We start from the raw sequence: 25,906 nt of genomic DNA, 5'->3' as shown, positions 1-25,906 counted from the left end.
TTGCATTTCCGAACGTGAGTACCTAAATAAAAAGAGGAGGTGTTGTCTAACGACAGCCACCTCCTATCATGGTCTAATGCGCATTACAAAGCGCGAATATCACAGCATCAGAAGCGAATACCCAACGATGCATAGGGGCCATAGAAGTTTGGCACATTACCATGGAAGTTTCTGGCATTAAAACCTATACCAATAACAGGTTGGAAGCGCTGTGCATTGGAATGCTTATAGAAATACAGTCCCACACCATACGAAGTATTCTTATACGTAGAACTTCCCAACGATGTTGTCAGTGTTCCTCGGAGTTCGAGTGTTCCCATACGCCAATTCTTGTTGTTGAGCAACTGATAGCCGATACCGCCTCCTAAGTTAACGGCATTGTTATAGTCTTTGGTTGCACCAAGTTTGGGGATAAAGAAATCGGAGTGTGCCAGTGCATGGATAGACAACCTGTCGATGGGGGAATAGCCCAAATCAATGTTTGCACCCATAAAAGACAAATCTTTGGAAGATGCTCCCATAGAGAACGAACCTTCATAATGCAGTGGACAACGCTCTTCCTGTGCCTGCACACCTATCGCCAGCATGCAAAGCAACATCATAATACCAATCTTTTTCATAATGCTAATATATTTGTTATTAAAAAAATATACCGATGCAACATGTCATCGATAGCGCAAAATTACATCTATTTATATCAGTATCTATTGGTTTATCATCTTTTAACTCAGCGTATTATTGTAATTTAACGACAACATAGAGGACTGATGCTATAAAGAACAATCGTTAACAGCAAAGGAACAATTATTAACAAAACAACAAAATCACTCTGCCATCCATCGGACAACAGAGTGATTTATAGTATTGTTATCTATCGCTTACGCGATGAATAGACTTAGCACTGAGCCAGTTTGCCATCAGAACCGAGCACATTCACAATCTTGTGGATGTACATCTTCTTCATGTTCTCACGAGCAGGCTTCAGATACTGACGTGGATCGAAATCTCCAGGATGCTCAGCTAAGTGCTTGCGGATAGCAGCAGTCATGGCAAGACGAGAGTCTGAGTCGATGTTGATCTTGCAAACAGCAGACTTAGCAGCCTGACGGAGCTGATCCTCAGGAATACCGATAGCAGCCTCAAGGTGACCACCGTACTTGTTGATAGTGTTAACCTCTTCCATAGGAACTGATGAAGAACCGTGGAGAACGATGGGGAATCCGGGGAGTTTCTTCTCGATCTCAGCGAGTACGTCGAATGCGAGTGGCGGTGGAACGAGCACACCGTTCACGAGCGTGCACTGCTCTGGAGTGAACTTGTGAGCACCGTGTGAAGTACCGATAGAGATAGCGAGTGAATCGCAACCAGTACGTGTAGCGAAGTCGATAACTTCCTCAGGCTTGGTATAGTGTGACTCAGCAGCAACTACATCATCCTCAACACCTGCAAGTACGCCGAGCTCAGCCTCAACAGTTACATCAAACTGATGAGCGTAGTCAACAACCTTTCTGGTCAGTGCGATATTCTCCTCGTAAGGCAGTGATGAACCGTCGATCATTACAGAAGAGAAGCCATTGTCGATACAATCCTTGCAGAGCTCGAAAGTATCTCCGTGGTCGAGGTGGAGCACAATCTCAGGATGCTCGCAACCGAGTTCCTTTGCATACTCTACAGCACCCTTAGCCAAGTTGCGGAGGATAGTTCCGTTAGCATAGTTACGTGCACCTTTAGAAACCTGCATGATAACTGGAGACTTTGTTTCAACAGCAGCCTGTACGATAGCCTGCATCTGCTCCATAGTGTTGAAATTGAATGCTGGGATAGCATAACCGCCAGCAACGGCACGCTTAAACATCTCACGAGTGTTTACGAGGCCGAGGTCTTTGTAATTTACCATATTCTTTTATATTTTTATATATGTTAGTTAAATTCTGATGCAAAGGTAGAAAAAAATATTTGAAAGTGTCAGATGTGGTAACAAAAAGTTATCCGTTTGTAGCTCATCTTTACACATTATTAATATATATCAGTTGGTCAATTGCCATTTTGCAAAATCCACATTCCATTTTTTGCCATTCTTCATATCCATCCGCCACCTGCACTTTACGCTTTAGACACCCGAAGGTGGGTTAATAATTATCGAGCAGAGCCTGCTGCTTCTGCCGTTGGCGCTCAGCTTTGGAAGGTCCCTTCGGACCAACTATCTTGCCGATGGCCCATCCCACCAATGCCAAAGGATTGAAACCGACAGGTATTTTCTGCATCAACTGAGCATCCACCTTGTTGAGATGGGCATTGATGGCTGCCGTTTTGTCGCGCCGATGCCCATAGACTATCACTTCGCGCAGGGCATTAAGATTGGGCAACAGTCCGATGGTGTCGCCTTTCACCTCGTCGGGAAACAGATAGCGACTCTGATAGTTGGGGCAAGCCAGATCAACTCTTTTATAACCATTGCGCAGACAGAACACACCATTCCACGGTGTACGCATGTGCTGTCCGTCGTCGGTAGATACCTCCACGTTGCGCAGCGGAACACCCGTTTCCATATCGACCACTACCAGTTGGCGCTGATGGCTACAGCTGTCAGCCTCTTCTGCATGACTTTCCACCACTGCCAACAGTAGTGTGAGCAGTGTCAGGGCAATGCCTGTATGATATGTTTGTGCTTCCATTTCATCGGCAAAAATACAAAGATTCTGCCCAACACCATCGTTTTGCAAGTATTGTTATACTTCTTTTCACTCTGTTTACACAGCACCCCATGATGACTGTGCGCCATTGACATTGCTTAACATAGCAATGGCGTGACTCCCTCTGCAGGAGCCACGCCATATTGATGGATGACAGTCAGAACGACCGCATCAAACTGTTTCTGTTGCTACAGAGCCGATATACTTATTTTCCATCGGGTGCAATCATCTTCCACACCCCTGCTGCCAATGCGCCACCGGCAAACGGACCGACGATGAAAACCCAGAGTTGGCTCAATGCCTGACCGCCTTGGAAGAGGGCAGGACCGATGGAACGAGCGGGATTCACAGATGTTCCGGTATAGTGAATACCTACGAGATGGATGAGGATGAGCGACAAACCGATGGCAAGACCTGCAAAATTGTTGGTAGCACCATTGGTCTTGCTGGTAGCACCCAACACCACGAGGACGAAAAGGAAGGTGAGCAACACCTCTGCCAACAATCCGTTGAACACATTATTGGAAGCACATGCGTTTGCGCCAGTTGCCGTACCTTCCACCAAACTGGGGTCGGTCCATACCAGGAGCGATAGTACTGCAGCAGCTATGATGGCTCCAATGGTCTGAAACACCATATACATGCCGGCATCCTTGCCATTCATGCGTCCACTGAGGAATACACCCAGCGTAATAGCAGGATTGATGTGGCAACCGGAAATGCCGCCGATGGTATATGCCATGGCAATGACCGAGATACCGAAAGCCATAGCCGTTCCCACTACTGATGCCGTATCGACACCACAATTCAAACTTACTGCTGCACCGCAGCCTAAGAAGGTCAGCACGAATGTGCCTACCATTTCTGCTAAGTACTTCTTCATCGTGTTACGTGTTTAGTGAATATATTTGTTGATGATTAGTTTTCTATATAGTCGAAATAATTGAAACGGGCAGCGCCTTTGCCTTGGGCATACATGCCAACGACAACTCCGGTAAAGCCACCCACCACTTCGGTGCTGACCAACGAACAGGCCTGACGGGACATCGTTGTGAACGGTGCACCGTCGGCAGCATATTCAAACACATAGTGGTCGGCAACGGCAGTGATACGCAAACGCACCTTCTTGGCTTTTGCCAGCATTGCCTTCTGCGCCTGATGGAGTGTCTTGATGGTATAGGCAGCTTGTACTTCCACCCCACCCTTGTCGTCTTTGACGAGTGCAAGGTCGAAGTGTCCGTCATGGATCTGATAGACCGTGATGCCAGCCTCACATCCTTTATCCAGCGAAGCCACATCAATCTCGGTCTCCATAACCATGGTGTTGTTTTCCTGTCGGCGTCCGATGAATGTCGGCTGACTGTTCTCCGTCAGCGTACTGGCTGACGCTTTCAGTGTGACACCACCTTTGGCAAAGCGATAGTTGTCGGCGATGGGATTCTGGATATACACCCATTGTGGGGCTTTGGGATTGATGTCATGCTGACTCTTCACGCTGTCGGCAAGTGTGCCAAAGAGCGCCGGCACCTGCATGAGTGTATCGATAGCGTTACCACCATTGACCACAGGCCATTCACCCTTCTTCCATTCAACGGGTGCAAGATAGGTTTCCCTGCCCAGATGATGGTATGAACCGCCGAAATTGCGGTATGCCAAGAAGGTAATCCACCAACTTCCGTCGGCAGCCTGAACGAAATCGCCATGTCCGGTGCCTTGTATTTGCATCGTCTGTCCCTTCATGTTGCAGTTGGTGAGAATCGGATTGGCGGGATTCGACTCGTAGGGACCATAGATATCTTTGCTGCGTGCTATGGTCAGACGGTGTGCCAATTCGGTGCCACCCTCAGAGATGAGCAGGTAGTAATAGCCATCTTTCTTATAGATGTGCGGTCCTTCGGGATAGCGTCCACCAGTGCCTTGCCACAGTGGGCGGCTCTCGGTGAGTTGTTTGCCCGTTGCAGGGTCTATCTCACAGAGCATGATGGTATTGTCGGGATTAGACATCATATAGCATTTGCCATCTTCAAACCACAGCGATGGATCGATGCCTTGCTGCTCAAGCCATATCGGTTCGCTCCATGGGCCCTTTGGATCTTTGGCTGTTACCATGAAGTTGCCGCCATTACCCACATTGGTGGTGATCATATAATACACACCTTCATGGTAGCGAATGGTAGGTGCATAGATGCCCAACCATGACGACGCACCCTTCAGATTCAGTTGTGAGGAACGGTCGAGCACATTGCCAATCTGCTTCCAATTGACCAAATCAGTGGAATGGAAGATGGGTACACCTGGAAAATATTGAAATGAAGAGTTGACGAGATAGAAGTCGTTGTTGACACGACAGATACTTGGGTCGGGATGATAACCTGGAATGATAGGGTTGCGCAGGGGCTGAGCAGAAACGGTCACAGCAGCCACCCATGTCATCAATAGTAGAAATACTTTTCTCATGTTACGATTTATTAGTCATATTTGGGTTCAAAGTTACGAAATATTTCGCAAATAATCAGTAACTTTGCAAAAAATTTCACTTCAATGGAAAATCCTTACATTCAACAATATCCCGAACTGATGTCGGGAAAGACCGTACTCTATGTTCATGGCTTTGCTTCAAGCGGACAGTCGGGCACTGTGGCACGCCTTCGCGAAGTGATGCCCAACGCCCATGTGATTGCACCCGATCTGCCTTTGCATCCCGATGAAGCCATCGCCTTGCTACAGAACATCTGCCAGAAGGAGCAGCCTCATCTGATTATCGGCACATCGATGGGTGGCATGTATGCCGAGCGTCTCTATGGCTATGCTCGCATCTGTGTAAACCCTGCCCTACAGATGGGCGACACGATGAAGAGTCATGGCATGATCGGGGCACAGACTTTTCAGAACCCCCGACAGGACGGAGTGCAGGAGTTTATCGTGACCAAGGCATTGGCTAAAGAGTATAAAGACTTCTGTGAACACTGTTTTGAGGGAGTGACCGACGATGAGCAATCGCTGGTCTATGGACTGTTTGGCGATGAAGACACAACCGTAGATGGTTATGCCGACTTCCATGATCACTATCGCCAGGCATTGCATTTCCATGGTGAGCACCGCATGAACGACAAATCGTTTATGCACTCCGTGCTGCCGGTCATCCGTTGGATTGACGACAGCCAGGAGCAACGCGAACGACCTATTATATATATAGGTACTGAGACTCTTGCCGACAGTTACAACAAACCAACGAGTTCGATGGCAAAAGCTATCCGCATGCTCATTGAGCACTATCAGGTGTATTTCGTAGCACCATCGCCCAGTAGCGATGCTGCCGAGTATGCCGTCACTACCGACTGGCTGACGCAGTATGTGGGTGTTCCTGCCTGGGGTCACACCGTATTTACCAACCAGCGCCATCTGCTCTATGGTGACTATCTGATAGCTCGCGAGAAAACTCCCGACACCATGGCCACGCTATTGGAATACGGCAGCGACACCTTCAAGACATGGGAAGAGGTGATAGAATACTTCTCGCGTTTGGGCGGACAGTAAAGTCGGTCACCCCTTCCCACAGCCTATTTCCGTTTACTGTTCGGCATCGGGCAGAAGTACAACACCCTTCTGCTTCTTGCCGTCCATCATGATCTTCAACGGCTTGTCGAAGCGCACATGGCGCACATGTGGTGTCTCTTCCACAGCAGGCATACTGTCGAGCACCTCTTTCTGAAATAGGCCATCACCCGTATAGGTATTGATGGTGAAGTAACCCACGCCAAAGGAGGTGAGATTCTGAAAGAAGTGAGTGCCTTGCGAGGGATCGACATGATAGTTTTTGAGTCCCTCTTCCACGATAACGCGTGCTGCAGAGATGTGTGGCCACTTGACGGGAATGCCCAACCAATAGTCGCTTGATCCCCATCGTCCCGGTCCTACCAGTACGTAGTTGCGTCCCTCGTTGAGGAATCGTCTGTTGATTTGTTCTATCTCGTCGGCGATATACGGATTTTCTGAAGCCGTAAAATCATCGTTGGTCTTGACATATACCACATCGGTAACATCTTCCGAAATGCCGTGTCCTAACGAGTTGGCAGATCGCAACAAGCATTTCTCATCGCTGATGACATCGAGGTCGGCATCGAGCACCTGCTTGGAATCGACAATAGGTCGTATCTGCAACAGATAGAAATTGCCGTTCATCTTGCCTTGTTCGCCATTCTCCAGATTGCAAGCAAACTCTATTTCCACCGGGCGGCGCATTTCGTCGGCACCGAAGCGCTCCGACATCTGCAATATTTCTGGCAGTGGGAACACCCCGTGTTGGAGTACGCCACAGAAGGAAATAATCTTTCGTCCACCTTCGTAGATACCGTCGCGAATCACTTGATCGTAGGGATCGAAGGTGGAAGCAATACCGGTGAGCGCCCCATCCTTATCGGCTTCTTTCACTCTCAGATTCTTGATATTGAAGCCATCATCCACTTGGAAATCATCGCCCACCCTACTCATATCGAGTGCATAGAAGCGTGTCTGGGTCTCACGGAGTGCCGTTTCCATCTCTGAGGTTTGCAACACCTGATTGGGATGATAGGGCGAAACGCGCAGCGTCTGCCCTCCATCAACAATATATTTACCGAGCCCAAGGGCGAGCGAAGCAATACCTTCCTCGGCAGTCTCATCGCCTATCGGGTAATAGTTGAGTGATCGGAGCACACCGCTAAAGGTCGGATAGTATTTATCGCCATAGGTCTTGCCCACCACTTCCTGTAGTATGACAGCCATTTTCTCTTGGTCGATCACATTGGAAGTAGCCGTCATATAGGCTTTCGAATCTTTATAATAGACCGATGCATACACGCCTTTGATAGCACATGCCAACATACGGAGCATCTCATACTTATCGTCGAGATAAGGAATCATATAGGTGCTGTAGATACCGGCAAAGGGCTGATAATGGGAGTCCTCCAGCAGCGACGACGAGCGCACAGCGATTGGCGACTTGACCGCATCGAAGAAGGTGAAGAAGTCGGCAATGAGTGCATCGGGCAACTGTGCTTTGAGGAAGTGATGGAGTATCTCGTCATCGCTGGCATCGCTGAGGGCTATGCCCCAGAGATTGTTCTTATCCATAAACTGGTCGAAGTAGTCGGTGCAGAGCACAACGGTCTTCGGTATCATGACTCGCGCATTAGGATACTGATTGAGTTCGGGATGGCGCTTGATGATGTTGTCAAGGAATGCCAGGCCACGGCCTTTTCCTCCGAGCGAACCTTCTCCAATGCGTGCAAAGTGGCTGTAGGTGTCAAATTTCAGACGGTCGAATACTGCCACCACGCCGATATTCTTCATGTGTCGATACTGCACGATGGCATCGAAGATAATCTGTCTGTGGGCATCGACATCCTGTAGCTTGTGCCAGGTGACATGTTTGAGGAATGCCGATACGGGGAAGATGGCTCTTGCACAGAGCCAGCGGCTCATGTGGTTGCGCGATATATGGTAGAGCATCGAGTCGTTGGGAATCTTGAAGATATTGTCTTGCAGTTCCTTCAGCGATCGCACACGACACACCTCTTCATGGGTTTGCGGATCGCGGAAGATGAAGTCGCCGAATCCCATGTGTTCTTCTATCACCTGTCGCAGGTCAACATTCATCTTCTTACTGTTCTTGTCGATGAAGTCAAAGCCCTCGGCTTCTGCCTTTGCGCGGTTTTCGCTTTCGCTACTTTGCAGAATGAGTGGCACATATTCATCGCGCTTGCGTATCTCGCGCAACAGTTTCAGTCCAGCCTCAGCATCGCCATCCTGCACCTGTGCCAACTGTCCGTGTGGGGTATGCATGGGGAATCGGGTATCGCTGATGACGCCCAAGGTATTTTCATGATACTTCTCATAGATGCGCATCGCATCCTCGTAGTTGGTGGCAAGCACCACTTTGGGGCGTCCTCGTTTGCGCTGTGCTGCAGCATGTGGATTGAGCGCTTCGGTAGAAAAGCGCTTGCTCTGTGCCAGAATATAGTTGTAGAGGTTGGGCAATACAGAAGAGTAGAAACGTATATTGTCCTCTACGAGGAGTATCATCTGCACGCCAGCCTCGTTGATATCGTGCTCGATATTCATCCGGTCTTCTATCAGTTTGATGATAGAGAGTATGAGGTTGGTGTTTCCCAACCAGCAGAACACATAGTCGAAGATAGACATATCCTCGTTTTCTATACGTTTGGTGATACCGTGTGAGAATGGTGTCAGCACCACACAGGGAATCTGTGGTGCCATGCGTTTCACGTCACGCGCCACAGCAAAGGCATCGTTGTCGGCATTACCTGGCATACATATCACCAGATCGACATCGGTTGTTTTAAGCACTTGCTCTGCCTCTTCGGTGGTTGACACCTGACTGAACGATGGTGGATAGCGCATGCCGAGTTCCATATACTCGTCGAAGAGTTTCTCATCCACTCTGCCATCGTCCTCCAACATAAAGGCGTCATAGGGGTTGGCAACTATAAGTACATTGAAGATGCGTCGTGTCATGAGGTTGACAAACGATACGTCTTTCAGATAAAACTGATTCCATTGCTGTGGTACTGTGCTCATTGTAGTACGTTTATTTGATTACAAAGGTACGATTAAGTGAGAAGAATACAAAAGAAAACTCGTTTTTTCTTTTGGATTCTCGAACGTGAGTACCTAAGGTCTGTAAGACCAAAGGTACGATTAAGTGAAGAAAATGCCAAATTTATTTAAGCATTTTTGAACGTGAGTACCTAAGGTCTGTAAGACCAAAGGTACGATTAAGTGAAGAAAATGCCGAATTTATTTGAGTATTTTTGAACGTGAGTACCTCAGATGCGTAGCATCTCTTCATCTGAAATCAGATAATAATGTATCGCATGCGCACACGTGCGCACGCGAATTAGTTTATTGTTTCTGATAGAACATCGAACACCACATTGAAATAACTTCGTGTATTACTGCACATTATATCGGTGTTCGATTCTAAAAACACAGGAATATTCGAACACCCTGTTGCCATCGGTTTAGTGATGAGAAGTCATGACGAATAAGCAGCCATACTCTCGCACATAGTTAATTTAGTTTTTAAGAAATTTCGACCACACGACCACAGATATTTGCAATATCCTATCTGTTAGTACCTTACGCTGTGGTCGAATGCTCAAATCATGGGATTTCGACCACACTTCGACCACAACATGGCCATAAGCGTATCTGTGGTGCTGCTGTTTCTCCATCAAAAGCAACAAATATCGCATAGAAATGAAACTGATCGGTATTTGCAGATCATGTTTTGCCAAGGAGTTTCAGATGTTTGGCAAAAGTATTTCAGGTCAAATCCGATGTTTTTTTAATGCAAACGTATGCATCTGATTTTATTGATTTACGTCAAAAATCACCTTTGTTTTCAAAAATAATAAGTACTTTTGTGCCAACAACTGAAAACCATGAGTGATAAAATACCTATAACAATGAAGGATATCGCCCGCGAATTGGGCGTTTCCGTAGCTACCGTGAGCCGTGCCTTGAAGGACAGTCCACGCATTAGCGCATCGCAAAAGAAACGCATCCAAGCCTACGCAAAGGAGCGCAACTTCTATCCTAATGTCATTGGTGAAGCCCTGCGTCACAGTAGGATACAGCCCATGAAGGTGATAGGAGTAATTGTTCCTGAGTTTGTGCACTACTATTTCATGTCGGTACTTTCGGGCATTGAGGAAGAAGCACGTGCACGCGGCTATCGTGTGATGGTGGCACAAAGCAACGAGCGCTATGATAAGGAAGTGGCTATCTGCGACTCCTTCTATAAGAATAAGGTGTGTGGCATCATTGTGTCACAAGCCAAGGACACCAAGCAATATGACCATTTCCGCAAACTGATGGACAATGGCGTACCTTTGGTATTTTACGACCGCATCTGTACAGGTGTGAATGGTTCGCGAGTTGTGGTAGATGACTATATGGGAGCATATACAGCCGTGACCCATCTGATAGATACCGGCTGCAAACGCATTGCTTTCTATGGTTCTCCCATGAATCTCGAACTGTCGAAGAACCGCTATAACGGCTATCACGATGCCTTGGCAAAACATGGTTTGAAAGAACATGAAGGCTTCGTTAAACTATGTGACAACCGCGCACAAGCCGAGGCTATTACACCAGAAATTCTATCATTACCAGAAGGCGAAAGACCCGATGCATTCTTTGCCATCAACGATGACACGGCTATCGGCATACTCTATACCGCCAAGCACATGGGATTCCGCATTCCTACTGACATCAGTATCTGCGGATTTACCAATAGTGACCGTGCCAAAGCCAGCGACCCAATGCTGACAACAGTAGAGCAGCGCGGTATTGCCGTAGGCGAAGAGGCTGCCAACATTCTAATAGGACAAGTGGAAGGCAGTATTCCCAAGGACGAAGTAGAACTGCGTGTAGTTCGTACCCGACTGGTTATCAGAGGTACGACACGCTAACATAGCATATTATAATATACGGCAAGCAACATGATACCATACGACACAAAACATTCATTCATACGTTAAACAAAAAAAAACAATAATAACAATGACACAAAAACCTGATCTTTCATTCTGGAATCTCTGGAATTTGAGTTTTGGATTCTTCGGTGTACAGATTGCCTACGCCCTGCAAAGCGCAAATATCTCGCGTATTTTTGCTACTTTAGGAGCAGACTCCCACGATTTGAGTTAATTCTGGATTCTCCCACCATTGATGGGAATCCTCGTACAACCGATAGTTGGTAGTCTCAGCGACAAGACGTGGTGCCGTTTTTGTGTCTTTGATAGACAAAAAGGGAGCGTAAGTAATGCAAACGTTTGCACGTCTTAAGATAAAAATAGTTTGATTGGAGCACCAGAAGGTACAGTTTTTTTTCTTACTTTCGCACCGAGAAACCCAATAACTCATATAAATATGACTCTACATTTCCATATTGAATACAATACAAACTTCGGCGAAGAAGTATCGCTGAACATCATAGAAGGCCATGAGGTGAAGTCGTACCGCATGACAACCATCAACGGCACAGATTGGTACTGCGATTTAGCACAGAGCAAAGCCACTACCCTCACCTATTATTATAAGGTGTCTGGCGGCAGCAACGGCGACCGTTACGAATGGCAGATGGTAAGACACCTGTTGGACATGACCAGCACCACGGCTACTGAATATACCATCTACGACCGATGGAACAGTATGCCCGATGACTCATATCTATACAGTAGCGCCTTTACAGACTGCATCAACCACCAGGAGCCTCAACAGATGAAGGCTACCTCTTTCGCCCAAACAGTGCGGATCACCGTTCGTGCGCCACAGTTGCGCAATGGCGAGCGATTGGCAGTAATAGGTTCTGCTCCCTCATTGGGCGGTTGGAATCCTGAGAAGTCACTCCCCATGACCCTCCATAACTATGGTGAATGGGCAATTGACATTGATGCAGCACCCTTGCACAACGGTCCTGTAGAACTGAAGTTCGTCATCACCGACGCTTCAGGCAGCATCCAACTATGGGAATGTGGCTACAACCGTAGCATCAGTCTGCCCACCATGTCGAAGGGCCAAGTAGTGGTATATCATCTCGATCAGGCATTTTTCGAGATTTACAATCACAAACTGGCAGGCACATTGATACCCGTATTCTCGCTGAGAAGCAAGAGCAGTGCGGGTGTTGGTGATTTCGGCGATTTGAAGATGATGATAGACTTGGTAGTCAAGACTGGTCAGCGCGTATTGCAGTTGTTGCCCATCAACGACACAACCATTACGCACACCTGGACCGACTCCTATCCCTACAGTTGCATCAGCATCTTTGCCATCCATCCTCAGTATGCCGATCTTCGCGCTTTACCCGCATTGGCAGATGAGGCAGATCGCAAGTCTTCCGAGGCAGAGCGCCAGCGTTTGAACGCTTTGCCACAGATTGATTACGAAGCAGTAAACAGATTTAAATTAGCATATTTGCAGAAACTCTATCTTCAAGAAGGTAAAAAGACGATGAAGAGTGCCGAATTTAAGGCATTCTTCCAGAAGACTCAGAATTGGCTCGTACCATACGCTCAGTATTCATATCTGAGAGATAAGTATGGTACAGCCGATTTTACTCAATGGAAAGACCACAACACATGGAATGAGGATGACCGCCAAAACTTATCAAACTCTCGCACTAAAGCCTACGAGGAGGTAGCCTTCTACTATTTCGTGCAGTTCGTTTTGTCATCACAGATGAAAGCAGCGCACGACTATGCCAAGCAGAAAGGTGTCATTCTCAAGGGCGATATCCCCATCGGTGTCAACCGTTACAGTTGCGATGTATGGATGGAACCCAAATATTTCAACCTCAACGGACAGGCCGGTGCACCACCCGACGACTTCTCGGTGAACGGTCAAAACTGGGGATTCCCTACCTACAACTGGGATGAAATGCTGAAAGACGACTGCCAATGGTGGGTTCGTCGTTTCCAAAACATGTCACAGTTCTTCGATGCCTACCGTATTGACCACGTCTTAGGATTCTTCCGCATTTGGGAAATCCCCACCGACAGCGTTCACGGACTTCTCGGACAGTTTTCTCCTTCGCAGGCCATGAGCCGCGAAGAGATAGCACAGTATGGTTTCAACTTCCAAGAGCAACGCTTCACCGAACCTTTCATTACCGACTGGGTATTGGACCGAATCTTCCACGAGCGTGCTGATGAGGTTCGCCAAACCTATCTCGAACGCATCGATGGCGAGCGTTACCGCATGAAAGCTGAGGTAGATACACAGCGCAAGATAGAAGCACGCTTTGCAAAGACAACCTGTCAGGAAGACCTATGGTTGCGCGATGGACTATATGTCTTGGCAAGCGACGTACTTTTTGTTCGCGACCGCCGCGATCCCAACATGTTCCATCCACGCATTTCCGCCCAGCTCGACTTCATCTATGAATCGCTCTACGACAACGATAAGGCGGCTTTCAACCGACTCTACAACGACTACTTCTATCGCCGCAATAACCAGTTCTGGTATCGCGAGGCAATGAAGAAACTGCCTAAGTTGGTACAAGCCACCCGCATGTTGGTATGCGCAGAAGATTTGGGTATGGTGCCCGACTGCGTGCCCTGGGTGATGAACGAGTTGAAGATACTCAGTCTGGAACTGCAAAGCATGCCCAAGTCGCCCACAGTGCGCTTTGGTCATCTCAGCAGCAATCACTACCGTTCGGTCTGCACCATATCAAGTCACGACATGCCGACCCTTCGCCAGTGGTGGGACGAAGATTACAACCGCACTCAAGACTACTACAACACGATGCTCTATCGCGACGGCGTTGCTCCCCATCCACTCCCCGGATGGTTGGCAGAAGACATCATCGCACGTCATTTGGCATGCCCGTCCATGCTCTGCATCCTAAGCATTCAGGACTGGTTGGCTATGGATGAACGTCTCCGCCTACCCGATGCCGATGCCGAGCGCATCAATATTCCAGCCAATCCGAAACACTATTGGCGCTACCGCATGCATCTCAACATTGAGGATTTGATGGCCGACAGCAAGCTGACCGACACCATCAGCACCCTTATCCGACAGACTGGCAGGTCGTAAAGCTCCTCATCACAACCGAGAGACAATATTCATAAAATAACAATCCACATGCTGAAAACAATAATGACTGTACTTGCGCTGCTGCCCATGATGGTAGCTGCGCAGACTGTGACATCACCCAATGGCAATGTCACACTGACCTTCTCGCTGACAGAACAAGGTCAACCGACCTATGAGATGTCGTATAAAGGCAAGAAAGTGGTTAATCCCTCACACCTTGGACTGGCTCTTGCATGCGACAAACATGCGTCGAAAGGTATGAATGAAACCGACCTCATGGAAGGTTTCAAGGTGAAGGACACCCAAACCTCTACTTTCGACGAGACATGGCGCCCCGTTTGGGGAGAGACAGCCACTATCCGCAACCACTACAACGAAATGGCGGTATGCCTCAACCAGCCCACATCTGGTCGCGACATGACCATTCGTTTCCGGGTCTATGACTACGGCATGGGACTGCGTTATGAGTTTCCCCAACAGAATCAGCTCAACTATTTTGTGATAGAAGAAGAGCACACTCAGTTTGCCATGACGGGCAACCACACTGCTTACTGGATTCCTGGCGACTACGACACACAGGAGTATGAATACCAGATTACTCCACTTACCGGCATTCGCGAGGTCATTGCCAAGAATCGCGAAAGCTATAAGAACAATTCATCGACCACAGTATTCTCGGACACCGGTGTTCAGACATCGCTCCAACTGAAGACTGCCGACGGTCTGTATATCAACATCCACGAAGCAGCATGCCTTGATTATCCCACGATGCACCTGAATTTGGACGATAAAAACCTCGTCTTTGAATCATGGCTCACCCCTGATGCTGTAGGTCGCAAAGGATTCATCCACACTCCATTCAACACACCGTGGCGCACCATCCTCGTCAGCGACGATGCCCGCGACATGCTGTCATGCAAGCTGACGCTCAACCTCAACGAGCCTTGCAAGATAGAAGACACCTCATGGATTCACCCCACAAAATACTGCGGAGTATGGTGGAACATGATTGTGGGTACTAAAACATGGAGCTATACCAACGATCTTCCATCAGTACGCTTAGGTCAAACGAACTATAAGAAGTGTAAGCCCAACGGTACACACGGTGCTACAAACGAAGAAGTGAAGCGCTATATCGACTTTGCAGCCAAGAACGGACTTCAGGAAGTACTTGTGGAAGGATGGAACGAAGGCTGGGAGGACTGGTTCGGCCATCAGAAATTGGATGTCTTTGACTTTGTCACTCCATATCCCGACTTCGACATCAAGGCCCTCAACGAGTATGCTCACTCGAAAGGCGTGAAATTGATGATGCACCACGAGACCTCAGCTTCCACTCTCAACTACGAGCGCCACATGGAGAAAGCCTTTGAGTTGATGAACAAATATGGTTATGATGCAGTGAAAACCGGTTATGTGGGCGACATCATCCCACGTGGCGAATACCACTACAGCCAACTCACCAACAACCACTACCAGCGTGTGATAGAGACTGCTGCCAAGCATCATATCATGGTCAATGCCCATGAAGCCACACGTCCTACAGGTATCTGCCGCACATGGCCTAACCTTGTAGGCAACGAGAGCGCACGCGGCACCGAGTATGAAGCTTTCGGCGGTAGTGTGCCCTACCATACTGTGATGTTGCCCTTCACCCGTTTGCAAGGCGGTCCGATGGACTACACTCCCGGTATTTTCGAAACCAAACTCTCTGAATGGAGCAGTAACACAAGTTTCGTACACACCACCCTTTGCGGTCAGCTCTCACTCTATCTCGTGATGTACAGTCCATTGCAAATGGCAGCCGACCTGCCCGAACACTACGAGAAATATGATGATGCCTTCCAGTTTATCCGCGACGTAGCTTGCGACTGGGATGACTCTAAGTATCTTGAGGCAGAGCCTGCCAAGTATATTACCGTAGCCCGCAAGGCCAAAGGCACCGACAACTGGTTTGTTGGCGGTAAGACCGATGCCGAAGCACGCACCGCCGTAGTACGTCTGGACTTCCTTGATAAGGGTCGTAAGTACGATTGCGCCATCTATCAGGATAGTAAGGATGCCGACTATGAGCGTAATCCCAAAGCCTATCAGATTATCCACAAGACTGTGAAGCGTGGCGATGTGCTGAAGATCAAAGAGGCACGTGGCGGTGGTTTTGCTATTTCGCTGATGGCTAAATAATCCCCTATTGAAGCAATCAATATGAATGGAAAATATATTCTATCTGCACTGATGAACGGTATCGGAGCCTTCAGCGACGATATGCGCGACGGACTTCGCGGTCCTTTCTCTGATGATACAAAGGGGGCATTCCTTGCAGGTATCGCTGGCGAGGAAGAGAGTATCAAGTTCGGAATCGTGGGCAGTATAGCCCACCCGCAGGTGGATATGACCCGTGTGAACTACGACAAGAAGCCTTGGGCTACCCATCCAACGCAGCAAATCAGCTATGTGAGCTGTCACGACGATATGTATCTGGTGGATAGACTGAAGACAAGTGTGCCCAGCCTCACCGATACGTCAAAGTCAAAAGACGACCGCACGGCGGAATTGATACGTCTCGATTTGTTGGCACAAACGGCAGTTTTCACCTCTCAGGGCGTTCCGTTTATGTTGGCTGGCGAGGAGATGTTGCGCACAAGAAGGGTGTTCACAACAGTTTCTCATCGCCCGACAGCATCAATGAGTTCAACTGGGACAACCTGAAGCAGTATCCTCAGGTGTTTGAATACTATCGCAACCTAATACAACTGCGTAAGAATCATCCTGCTTTCCGCCTCGCTAAGGCTGAAAGGGTGGTGCGCCATCTGCAATTCCTAACCGCCTCGGACTGTCTCATTGCATTCCAGTTGAAAGATCTGGAAGGCATTGACACCTGGAAAGACATCATCGTGGTGCTAAACGGCAACCGCGACACCAAGACTGTCGATATTCCCGAAGGTGAATACCGCGTGGCTTGCTGCAATGGAGTGATTAGTGAAGCAGGCATCGGCATGCCCGTCAGCGGTGGTAAAACTACCGTCGATGGTCAGTCGGCACTGATTCTCTACCGTCAATAACTACACCTAATTTAACTAAGAGACAATCGAAATAAAACAAATTTTCTTATCCTTTTTGATGCTTATGAGCATGATTTCCGCTTCGGCTGCGGTAAAGATAGACCGCATAGACCCCACCGATTGGTATGTGGGCATGAAGGATGCAACACTGCAACTGATGGTCTATGGACCCAATATCCGCGAGACTAACGTCACTACCGACTATCCCGGTGTGGCTATCGACTCGTTGATACGACTCGACTCGCCCAACTACTTGCTGGTTTATCTCAATCTGAAAGATGCACAGGCAGGAGAGATGACTCTCAACTTCAAGGTGGGCAAACAGCAGAAGAAGGTGAAATATATGTTGAAAAACCGCGAAATGGCGGGCGAACGCCGCATGGGATTCACCAATGCCGACGTACTGTACATGCTGATGCCCGACCGTTTTGCAAATGGGAACCCCAACAACAATGCCTACAAGACCATGCGCGATAAGACCATCGACCGTCAGGCACCCAGTCTGCGCCACGGTGGTGACTTGGAAGGCATCCGTCAACATCTCGACTATTTCACCGAACTGGGTGTCACAGCACTGTGGTTTACACCGGTTTTGGAAAATGACAGTCCCAGCGACGGAAAGAGCAGTAGCTATCATGGCTATGCCACTACGGACTACTATCGCGTAGATCCACGCTTCGGCACCAACGCTGACTACCGTCGTTTGGCAGATGAAGCCCACAGCAAAGGATTGAAGATTGTGATGGACATGATATTCAACCACTGCGGATATTTCCATCCTTGGGTGGCTGACATGCCATCGAAAGACTGGTTCAACACATCGGAATGGCTTGCTCCAGAAAATCAAACTGCGGAGCATCAGAAGAACATAGGCACCATAGATGGTGTGGCTAAGGTGAACGACAAGTATCTCCAGACCAGTTATAAACTGACGCCAGTGATCGACCCATACGCCAGCAAGGTGGATCTGCACGAGACTGTGGATGGATGGTTCGTGCCTTCTATGCCCGACCTCAACCAGCGCAACACCCATGTGATACGTTATCTCATCCAAAACAGCGAGTGGTGGATAGAGACCGTAGGCATTGATGGCATACGTATGGATACCTATCCTTATGCTGACCGTGATGCTATGGCACACTGGATGAAAGTGCTTGGCGAGGAATATCCTAATTTCAACACCGTGGGTGAAACATGGGTTACCGAGCCTGCCTATACAGCTGCATGGCAGAAAGATAGCAAGTTGTCTGAGAAGAACAGTTATCTGCCTACTGTGATGGACTTTGCTTTCTTCGATCGCATCAATCAGGCGAAGAACGAAGATACCGACGAATGGTGGAACGGCATGAACCGCATCTATAATGTGTTGTGTTACGACTACCTCTATCCAAATCCAAAAAGCGTGATGGCTTTTGTGGAAAACCACGATACCGACCGTTTCTTGGGCGAGGGAAAAGATTCCGTTGCACTGAAACAGGCATTGGCGCTGCTGCTTACCATCAATCGCATACCGCAACTTTACTATGGCACCGAGGTGATGATGAACGGCACGAAGACTGTTACCGATGGTTATGTGCGTCAGGATTTTCCTGGCGGATGGGCTTCAGACAAGCACAACGCGTTTACTGCCGAAGGTAGAACAAAGGCGGAAAACGATATGTTCCGCTGGATTAGCAACTTGCTCCACTGGCGCAAGGGCAACGAAGTGATTACCAAAGGCAGTCAGACTCAGTTCATCACCTACAAGGGTGTCTATGTCGTAGCCCGTCAGTATAAGGGCAAGAGCGTGATGACCGTGATCAACGGTAAGCGCGAAGCTGCCGAGCTCGACGTTAAGCGCTATGCTGAAATCATAGGCGAGACGGTCAAAGCCACCGATGTGACCACTGGCAGACATGTATCGCTCAACAAGAATGTGAAGCTCCGCCCACGTCAGACGATGATTCTGGAATTTTAATTCCACTGCATACTCTACACTCATGCCCACCTTTCACCAAAGGTGGGCATGTTTGGTTTTACGCCACATCACGATGTGCGTCAAGCGAAGTACTATTGCGCCGCTGTGAAAAGGATGCTTTTCACGATGATTTGCCATAATCCGAAAGCTGTCTAAGTATCAAGCATTTGTGAGCTGCAAATATCAATTTACGCTGCAATTTCAATGAGTTTACTCAGCAAATCAATTTACTTTGGTCAGCAAATCAATTTATTTTGGTTAGCAAATCAATTTGATTTGGTCTGCAAATCAATTTGATTTGCTGAAAAAGAGAATATCGACAAGACAGAAAGATGGCATTGCAGGGCAAAGTATGCAACGTCAACCACTCTACCATACAACATACATGAATGACATAAGGACAGTGTGAAGAAATAAAGCATGAGACATGCACTATTGTTTCAAACCTTTTTTATCATGTTTCAAATGAATGGTAACTTAACCTCAAATACTTGTGGAGTTGATAGAAAAAGCGTATCTTTGCAACGAAATAACTAAAGATGGTGCGCAATAGCGCAGATCATGTCCAATACTACTACTTTCAAGCACAATAGAACAACCTACTCACTATGAAGAATTATAAGCATCTATTCAAAACTAATGTCGGAAGTTTCGTACCGACGATTGTCGCATTGGCATATGCCATTGGTATTCAAGCACAAGATTTTAAACTGACTGAAGGTGGATACTTCCAGTGTGAAGGAGTCGATGTGATGGCATTCTACGACTTCTATCCAGAGGGACATCAAGGCGGAGTGTCTATCCTGATGAACGGAAACAGAGTGGCAACAAACGGCGATATACGTATGGAAGCTACTCCAGGACAATGGCAACCGGTGCCGAAACAACTGCGACGCGAGGCGAAAGGCAACACCATCGTGGCTGAACTGGCTTATCCAGACTCGTCAAGACACCTCACGGGCTTCAACCCGATGATATATCCCGACCTGCAATTGCGCTACACGGTAACAACTGAGGCTGTGGGGAACCACGTGGAAGTAACCGTGGATTTAGATCGTCCGATACCAGAGGAATGGTTGGGCAAAGTGGGATTCAACCTTGAATTCTATCCAGGGGCGCTCTTCGGAAAGCCTTGGCTGATGGACAGTCAATCGGGCATTTTCCCACGGCAACCGAACTCTCCGCTCGCTACAACCACACCCAACTATCTGCGCACGGGCGATTTCCACCAAAAAGGCAAATCGATCATTGACTTCAAGCGCCTGACGCGCACCGATAAGGGCTACAATCCTATCATTGCCGACGACATCATTGCCGAGCCATACTGCGTCGGCAGGCGCTTTGTGTCGCGTCCTGACGACAACTACAATAAGGTGACGATAGAGAGCATGACAGCAGATTTGAAGCTCTACGACGGTCGCATGAACCATAACAACGGTTGGTTTGTGTTACGATCGGAGATTCCTGCGGGCAAAACCAAAGGGGCTATCAAATGGATTATCACACCTACTGTGGTGAAAGGATGGCGCTACCAACCCGTGATACAAACCTCACAGGTGGGATATCTCACTCACCAACAGAAGGTGGCGGTAGTGGAAATGGACAGCCGAGACGGTGCAGAGGGCGCTGCCGAACTCATATACATTGGCGCGGAAGGCGAGAAAGTGGTACGCACCATGCCACTCAACAAGTGGGGAAATTTTCTGCGCTACCAGTATGCACGTCTCGATTTCTCTGACATTGTCACTCCGGGACTCTACAAGATACGCTATCGCAATGTGCAGTCGTCGCTATTTAGAATCGACGATACCGTGTTTGACCGTGGTGTATGGCAACCGGTGATAGAATATTTCCTGCCTAATCAGATGTGTCACATGAGGGTCAACGAGAAATATCGCGTTTGGCACGACAGATGTCACATGGACGATGCACGCATGGCACGCAACGAAAACGGTATAGATGGCTATGATCAGAAACCGGGACTGTCTCCTTTTGCTGAGGAAGAAGAGGTGGATGGACTGGCTGTGGGCGGATGGCACGATGCTGGCGACCTGGACCTTCGCATCGAGTCGCAGATTGGCGAAGCCTACAATCTGGCGATGATATACGAGCAGTTTAAGCCTGAAATAGATGTGACGACCATCGATCAACAGCAGCATCTGACGGAGATTCACCAAGCTGACGGTAAGAACGACATCCTGCAACAGATAGAACACGGCGCATTGTCGGTATGTGCAGCATATCGCGCACTGGGCCGCCCCTACCGTGGCATCATCAGTCACGACCTCAGGCAATATGCCATGCTGGGCGATGCTGCCGCCATGACCGATGGTATCAAAGGCAACGATGACGACAGATGGGTATATACCGAGGACAATCCAATGCGCGACCTGACTACAGCTGCACATCTGGCGGGTGCCACACGAGTGCTGAAACTGCATAACGATACCTTGGCGGCACAGTGCCTGGAAATGGCACGCGCACTCTTTGCACGCGAAGAACCAGTGGCTGGGGCTAAACTGCACGCTGCCGTGGAACTCTATCTGACCACTGGTGATGCTGTTTATCGCAACTACATCCTGCGAAATCAGGCGGCAGTGATCAAGAACATCGGTAGAAGCGCACCGATTCTGGCACGACTCGCACGACAGTGGGAACAACAAGGCGACAAGCAGGAACGTCGCTTTGCTGCAACATTCCGCAAAGCACTACCTGCCTGTGTGGAACAAATGAAGAACGAAGCAGCGAAAACTCCATACGGTGTGCCCTACGAACCAAGCATCTGGGGAGCAGGATGGGGTATTCAGAGTTTCGGTGTGAAATACTACTATCTCACAAAATACTATCCCGAACTGTTCGAACCACAGCCGGTTTACAGTGCACTCGACTTTATATTGGGATGTCATCCGGGCTCCAACACGGCATCGTTTGCATCGGGTGTGGGTGCAAAGTCGGCTACCGTGGCCTACGGAACTACACGCGCTGACTGGTCGTACGTGCCGGGTGGCGTGGTTTCGGGCACAGCCATCATACGCCCAGACTTCCCCGAACTGCTGGAATTTCCATACCTCTGGCAGCAAACAGAATATGTGTTGGGAGGCGGATCGTCTGACTATATGTTCTTGGTGCTCGCTGCTAAGCACCTCATGAAATAATACATCAGGGTAACAGCTGACCCCATCATTGCTACAGAATTAGGGATTCCCCTATGCAATGATGGGGATTTTTTCTTGCCATCTGACAGAAATTTGTTAACTTTGCCTGCGAAAAACAATAGATCATAACACGTAACAGTATGAAAAAGACAGTTTTCGCAATCATAGTAGCAACTATCATGATGAGCAGTTGCTCTAACAACGCTGCGGTAGGAACCTATGTGGGAGCACAGTTTGGAACGATCCTCGGTTCTGCCATCGGTGGCATTATCGGAGGACCGAGAGGCAGCGACATCGGAACCGTGATAGGCATGGCGGGCGGGGGTGCTATCGGGGCTGCAGTTGGACAGGCGGCTGACGACAAGGAGGAAATGGAGAACAGACGGCAGCAACAGGCCGATGCCGATGTTTACGACCCACGGTGTGAGCCCATGCAACCTAACGACGACAGCGCATACAGCGTGGATACAACAGGCAACAACGATGTAATCGACTTCGATGGACAGGGACCAAAGGAGATGCAGCAGACGGACAGCTACCAACCGAAAGCGGAGCCGACACTCGACATACGAAAAATACGCATCAGCTATGCGGGAATGGATGAGGTGGTATGTGCCGGAGATGAGTGCACCATACAGTTTGAAATCATGAACTGTAGCAACGAAACGGTATATGACGTGCAACCACTCGTCATCGACGAGAGCAACAATAAGCACATCCACATATCGCCAAACCTCCACGTGGAGCGCATTTCGCCCAATGCCGGAATACGCTATACGGCGACGATACTGGCGGATAGAAAACTGAAAAACGGTACAGTGACTATCCGAGTGGGCGCAGCAATAGGCAACCAAGAGGTGAAAGAGGGCGGAAAGACGCTCACCATCACCACTCGCAGAAGGCGATGAGGTGGAAACAATGCGAAATACTACAAATTAAAAAAATATGAAGAAAACATTATCACTGATTATCACGGCGGTCGTGGCGGTGGCTGTTTCAGCACGCGACGACCGCCGTGAACTTATGCAACTATGGTACGATCGGCCGGCTACGCAATGGCTTGAAGCATTGCCAGTGGGCAATTCACACTTGGGCGCTATGGTCTATGGAGGTACAACCGACGAGACCATACAACTCAACGAAGAGACGTTCTGGAGCGGCGGACCTCACCAAAACAACAGCACAAGGTCGCTGGGGCGCTTGGCGGAGGTGCGCAACCTCATTTTCAACGGCAAAGAGGAGGAGGCTGCAAAGCTCATCAACCAAGACTTCATCGTTGGACCACACGGTATGAGATTTCTGCCGATGGGACATCTGCGGATGAAAATGGACGGAAACGGTAAGGCTACCGACTATCAGCGCAATCTGCAACTGGACCGTGCGGTGGCGGAAACACATTTCAAGATTGACGGCGTGAACTATACACGCACCGTGTTTGCCTCAATGACAAGCAAAGTGCTCGTGGTAAGACTGACGGCGGATCGGAAAGGAGCTATCAACATGACAGCCACACTCGATGCACCGTTTGACTATACAACAAAGGCTGACGGCAAACAGATTACAATGAGCGTGAAAGGATGCAAGCAGGAAGGCATTGACGCAGCGCTCACCGCTGAATGTGTGGCTGAGATTCGAACCGATGGAAAGGTCGTGGAGAAATGTTTGAACGACAGTTGCAACACTGCGAATGCTTTACACGTGGAAAAAGCATCGGAGGTAACCATGCTGTTGAGCGCGGCTACCAATTTCGTCAACTATCACGATGTATCGGGAAACGCTGCAAAGCGCAATAACGAATGGCTTAATGCTGCAGAAGCACTCACCTATAACCAACTCTTGGAACAACACGAAAAGGAATGGAAAAGGCAGTTTGGCAACGTGAAGCTCACACTCGATGCTGACAGCAACGCTTTGCTGCCCACAGATCAACGACTGCTTCACTTTGCAGAAAGCAAGGATATGGCAATGGTGGCTCTCATGTTCCACTATGGCAGATACCTCCTGATCGCATCATCGCAGGAGGGAGGACAGGCTGCTAACCTTCAGGGCGTATGGAACGATAATACCCATGCACCGTGGGACTCGAAATATACCATCAATATCAATACGGAAATGAACTACTGGCCGGCGGAGGTGACCAATCTACGCAGCACCGTGGGACCACTGTTCTCACTGATCAAAGACCTCAGCGTCACGGGCACGACAACGGCAAAACAGATGTATGGATGTCGAGGATGGATGGCTCACCACAATACGGATATTTGGCGCATAGCAGGACCAATAGACGGAGCACAATGGGGAATGTTTCCCAACGGTGGGGCATGGCTCACCACACATCTCTGGCAACACTATCTCTACACGGGCAACAAGGACTTTTTGAAGCAATGGTATCCAGTGATTAAGGGCGCAGCGGAGTTCTATCTCGACTATCTGCAACCCATGCCGGGAACAACATGGCGTGTTGCAGTGCCGTCAGTAAGCCCGGAACAGGGACCAACAGGCAAGCATACGGCGGTAACGGCTGGTTGCACCATGGACAATCAGATTGCTTTCGATGCACTGTCGAATGCAATTCAGGCCTCTGAAGTGCTCGCAATAGACGAGCCGCTACGTCAGGAAATGAAGAAAATGAGGGACTTGCTACCTCCAATGCACGTCGGACGATATGCACAACTACAGGAATGGCTCATCGATGCTGACGACCCTCACAACGAGCACAGACATATCTCGCACCTCTACGGACTTTATCCCTCAAACCAGATATCGCCTTTCTCTCATCCAGAACTGTTCCGTGCGGCTGCTAACACACTGCATCAGCGTGGCGATATGGCTACAGGATGGAGCCTGGGATGGAAAGTTAACTTCTGGGCACGTATGCTCGATGGCAATCATGCATTTCGTATTATACGAAACATGTTGCACCTTTTGCCTTCTGATAAACTGGCGGCGCTGTATCCGGAAGGTCGCACCTACCCTAACCTCTTCGATGCACATCCGCCGTTCCAAATTGACGGAAACTTCGGTGTAACGGCTGGTGTGGCAGAAATGCTTATTCAGAGCCATGATGGTGCGGTGCATCTCTTGCCTGCCCTACCCGATGATTGGACGAAAGGAAGCATCAACGGACTTTGTGCACGAGGCGGATTTGAAGTGGATATGACATGGAACAACCATCAGTTGACACAGGCTACCATCCATTCTACTATCGGCGGAACGCTCCGTCTGCGTTCGGCTGTGCCATTGAAAGGCAAGAAGCTACGCAAAGCAAAGGGACAATGTCCAAACATGCTCTATGCCCCTGCGGTCATTGCAAAGCCCATTGTGGCTAAACGCATAGACGATGGGGTAGATGCAAACATTCCTTCGGTCTATGAATACGACATCATGACGCAACCCGGACAGGTTGTTACCATCACTGCAAAATAAGCA

Annotated in this window: 14 protein-coding genes and 2 pseudogenes; 10 read left to right on the top strand and 6 right to left on the bottom strand. The window is 48.8% G+C overall.

Annotation, left to right across the window (positions count from 1 at the left end):
* Window positions 1-107 precede the first annotated feature (107 nt).
* The 5 genes from CIK93_RS05585 to CIK93_RS05565 form a co-directional block, all read right to left on the bottom strand.
* Window positions 108-620: a hypothetical protein gene (locus CIK93_RS05585; RefSeq protein WP_094446805.1), complete on the bottom strand. Its 513-nt coding sequence runs from the start codon at window positions 618-620 to the stop codon at window positions 108-110.
* Window positions 621-895: 275 nt separating this feature from the next.
* Window positions 896-1,897 carry a class II fructose-bisphosphate aldolase gene (locus CIK93_RS05580; protein ID WP_094446804.1) on the bottom strand — a complete coding sequence of 334 codons (1,002 nt, stop codon included), beginning with the start codon at window positions 1,895-1,897 and terminating at the stop codon, window positions 896-898.
* Window positions 1,898-2,129: 232 nt separating this feature from the next.
* Complete coding sequence (locus CIK93_RS05575; protein WP_094434418.1) at window positions 2,130-2,675, bottom strand: hypothetical protein; 546 nt, start codon at window positions 2,673-2,675, stop codon at window positions 2,130-2,132.
* Between the two features lie 223 nt (window positions 2,676-2,898).
* Window positions 2,899-3,576, bottom strand: a complete 678-nt coding sequence (locus tag CIK93_RS05570; RefSeq protein ID WP_094391188.1) for an MIP/aquaporin family protein — start codon at window positions 3,574-3,576, stop codon at window positions 2,899-2,901.
* 35 nt (window positions 3,577-3,611) lie between these two features.
* Entirely contained in the window at window positions 3,612-5,150 is a 1,539-nt protein-coding gene (locus tag CIK93_RS05565) for a glycoside hydrolase family 43 protein (RefSeq protein WP_094446803.1), read from the bottom strand.
* An 84-nt stretch (window positions 5,151-5,234) separates the two neighbouring features.
* Here CIK93_RS05565 and CIK93_RS05560 point away from each other — a divergent pair, with 84 nt between their 5' ends.
* On the top strand, window positions 5,235-6,230 hold the full coding sequence (locus CIK93_RS05560; RefSeq protein WP_094446802.1) for a YqiA/YcfP family alpha/beta fold hydrolase: 996 nt from the start codon (window positions 5,235-5,237) through the stop codon (window positions 6,228-6,230).
* Between the two features lie 33 nt (window positions 6,231-6,263).
* On the opposite strand, the gene CIK93_RS05555 is transcribed toward CIK93_RS05560, so the two are convergent.
* Window positions 6,264-9,272, bottom strand: a complete 3,009-nt coding sequence (locus CIK93_RS05555) for a PEP/pyruvate-binding domain-containing protein (protein WP_094391185.1) — start codon at window positions 9,270-9,272, stop codon at window positions 6,264-6,266.
* Between the two features lie 866 nt (window positions 9,273-10,138).
* On the opposite strand from CIK93_RS05555, the gene CIK93_RS05550 reads away from it, so the two are divergent.
* From CIK93_RS05550 to CIK93_RS05510, 9 genes and pseudogenes are all read left to right on the top strand, one after another.
* The gene (locus CIK93_RS05550) at window positions 10,139-11,170 is read left to right on the top strand and encodes a LacI family DNA-binding transcriptional regulator (RefSeq protein WP_094434408.1); all 1,032 of its coding nucleotides are present in this window, start codon (window positions 10,139-10,141) and stop codon (window positions 11,168-11,170) included.
* Between the two features lie 91 nt (window positions 11,171-11,261).
* A pseudogene (locus CIK93_RS05545) lies at window positions 11,262-11,489 on the top strand (MFS transporter); the annotation flags it as partial.
* 141 nt (window positions 11,490-11,630) lie between these two features.
* Window positions 11,631-14,303, top strand: coding sequence for a 4-alpha-glucanotransferase (locus tag CIK93_RS05540; RefSeq protein WP_094446801.1), 2,673 nt, complete (start codon window positions 11,631-11,633; stop codon window positions 14,301-14,303).
* A gap of 48 nt (window positions 14,304-14,351) precedes the next feature.
* Window positions 14,352-16,487 (top strand): glycoside hydrolase family 97 protein, encoded by a 2,136-nt coding sequence (locus tag CIK93_RS05535; RefSeq protein WP_094446800.1) that lies wholly within the window; start codon window positions 14,352-14,354, stop codon window positions 16,485-16,487.
* A 51-nt stretch (window positions 16,488-16,538) separates the two neighbouring features.
* A pseudogene (locus CIK93_RS05530) lies at window positions 16,539-17,365 on the top strand (alpha-1,6-glucosidase domain-containing protein); the annotation flags it as partial.
* Window positions 17,366-17,429: 64 nt separating this feature from the next.
* Complete coding sequence (locus CIK93_RS05525) at window positions 17,430-19,322, top strand: glycoside hydrolase family 13 protein (protein ID WP_371597641.1); 1,893 nt, start codon at window positions 17,430-17,432, stop codon at window positions 19,320-19,322.
* A 608-nt stretch (window positions 19,323-19,930) separates the two neighbouring features.
* The gene (locus tag CIK93_RS05520; RefSeq protein ID WP_094446798.1) at window positions 19,931-22,477 is read left to right on the top strand and encodes a glycoside hydrolase family 9 protein; all 2,547 of its coding nucleotides are present in this window, start codon (window positions 19,931-19,933) and stop codon (window positions 22,475-22,477) included.
* A gap of 140 nt (window positions 22,478-22,617) precedes the next feature.
* A complete protein-coding gene (locus tag CIK93_RS05515) occupies window positions 22,618-23,385 on the top strand; it encodes a hypothetical protein (RefSeq protein WP_094446797.1) in 768 nt (255 codons plus the stop codon).
* Window positions 23,386-23,422: 37 nt separating this feature from the next.
* Window positions 23,423-25,903 carry a glycoside hydrolase N-terminal domain-containing protein gene (locus CIK93_RS05510; protein WP_094446796.1) on the top strand — a complete coding sequence of 827 codons (2,481 nt, stop codon included), beginning with the start codon at window positions 23,423-23,425 and terminating at the stop codon, window positions 25,901-25,903.
* Window positions 25,904-25,906: the final 3 nt, after the last annotated feature.

It is taken from the genome of Prevotella sp. P3-92, from assembly GCF_002251205.1.
Taxonomy (GTDB): Bacteria; Bacteroidota; Bacteroidia; order Bacteroidales; family Bacteroidaceae; genus Prevotella.
This window is presented reverse-complemented; position numbering and strand designations above follow the sequence as displayed.

Coding starts and splice junctions, on each gene's coding strand:
- CIK93_RS05585 (WP_094446805.1), bottom strand. CDS start 620: ATGAAAAAGATTGGTATTATGATGTTGCTTTGCATGCTGGCGATAGGT.
- CIK93_RS05580 (WP_094446804.1), bottom strand. CDS start 1,897: ATGGTAAATTACAAAGACCTCGGCCTCGTAAACACTCGTGAGATGTTT.
- CIK93_RS05575 (WP_094434418.1), bottom strand. CDS start 2,675: ATGGAAGCACAAACATATCATACAGGCATTGCCCTGACACTGCTCACA.
- CIK93_RS05570 (WP_094391188.1), bottom strand. CDS start 3,576: ATGAAGAAGTACTTAGCAGAAATGGTAGGCACATTCGTGCTGACCTTC.
- CIK93_RS05565 (WP_094446803.1), bottom strand. CDS start 5,150: ATGAGAAAAGTATTTCTACTATTGATGACATGGGTGGCTGCTGTGACC.
- CIK93_RS05560 (WP_094446802.1), top strand. CDS start 5,235: ATGGAAAATCCTTACATTCAACAATATCCCGAACTGATGTCGGGAAAG.
- CIK93_RS05555 (WP_094391185.1), bottom strand. CDS start 9,272: ATGAGCACAGTACCACAGCAATGGAATCAGTTTTATCTGAAAGACGTA.
- CIK93_RS05550 (WP_094434408.1), top strand. CDS start 10,139: ATGAGTGATAAAATACCTATAACAATGAAGGATATCGCCCGCGAATTG.
- CIK93_RS05540 (WP_094446801.1), top strand. CDS start 11,631: ATGACTCTACATTTCCATATTGAATACAATACAAACTTCGGCGAAGAA.
- CIK93_RS05535 (WP_094446800.1), top strand. CDS start 14,352: ATGCTGAAAACAATAATGACTGTACTTGCGCTGCTGCCCATGATGGTA.
- CIK93_RS05525 (WP_371597641.1), top strand. CDS start 17,430: ATGAGCATGATTTCCGCTTCGGCTGCGGTAAAGATAGACCGCATAGAC.
- CIK93_RS05520 (WP_094446798.1), top strand. CDS start 19,931: ATGAAGAATTATAAGCATCTATTCAAAACTAATGTCGGAAGTTTCGTA.
- CIK93_RS05515 (WP_094446797.1), top strand. CDS start 22,618: ATGAAAAAGACAGTTTTCGCAATCATAGTAGCAACTATCATGATGAGC.
- CIK93_RS05510 (WP_094446796.1), top strand. CDS start 23,423: ATGAAGAAAACATTATCACTGATTATCACGGCGGTCGTGGCGGTGGCT.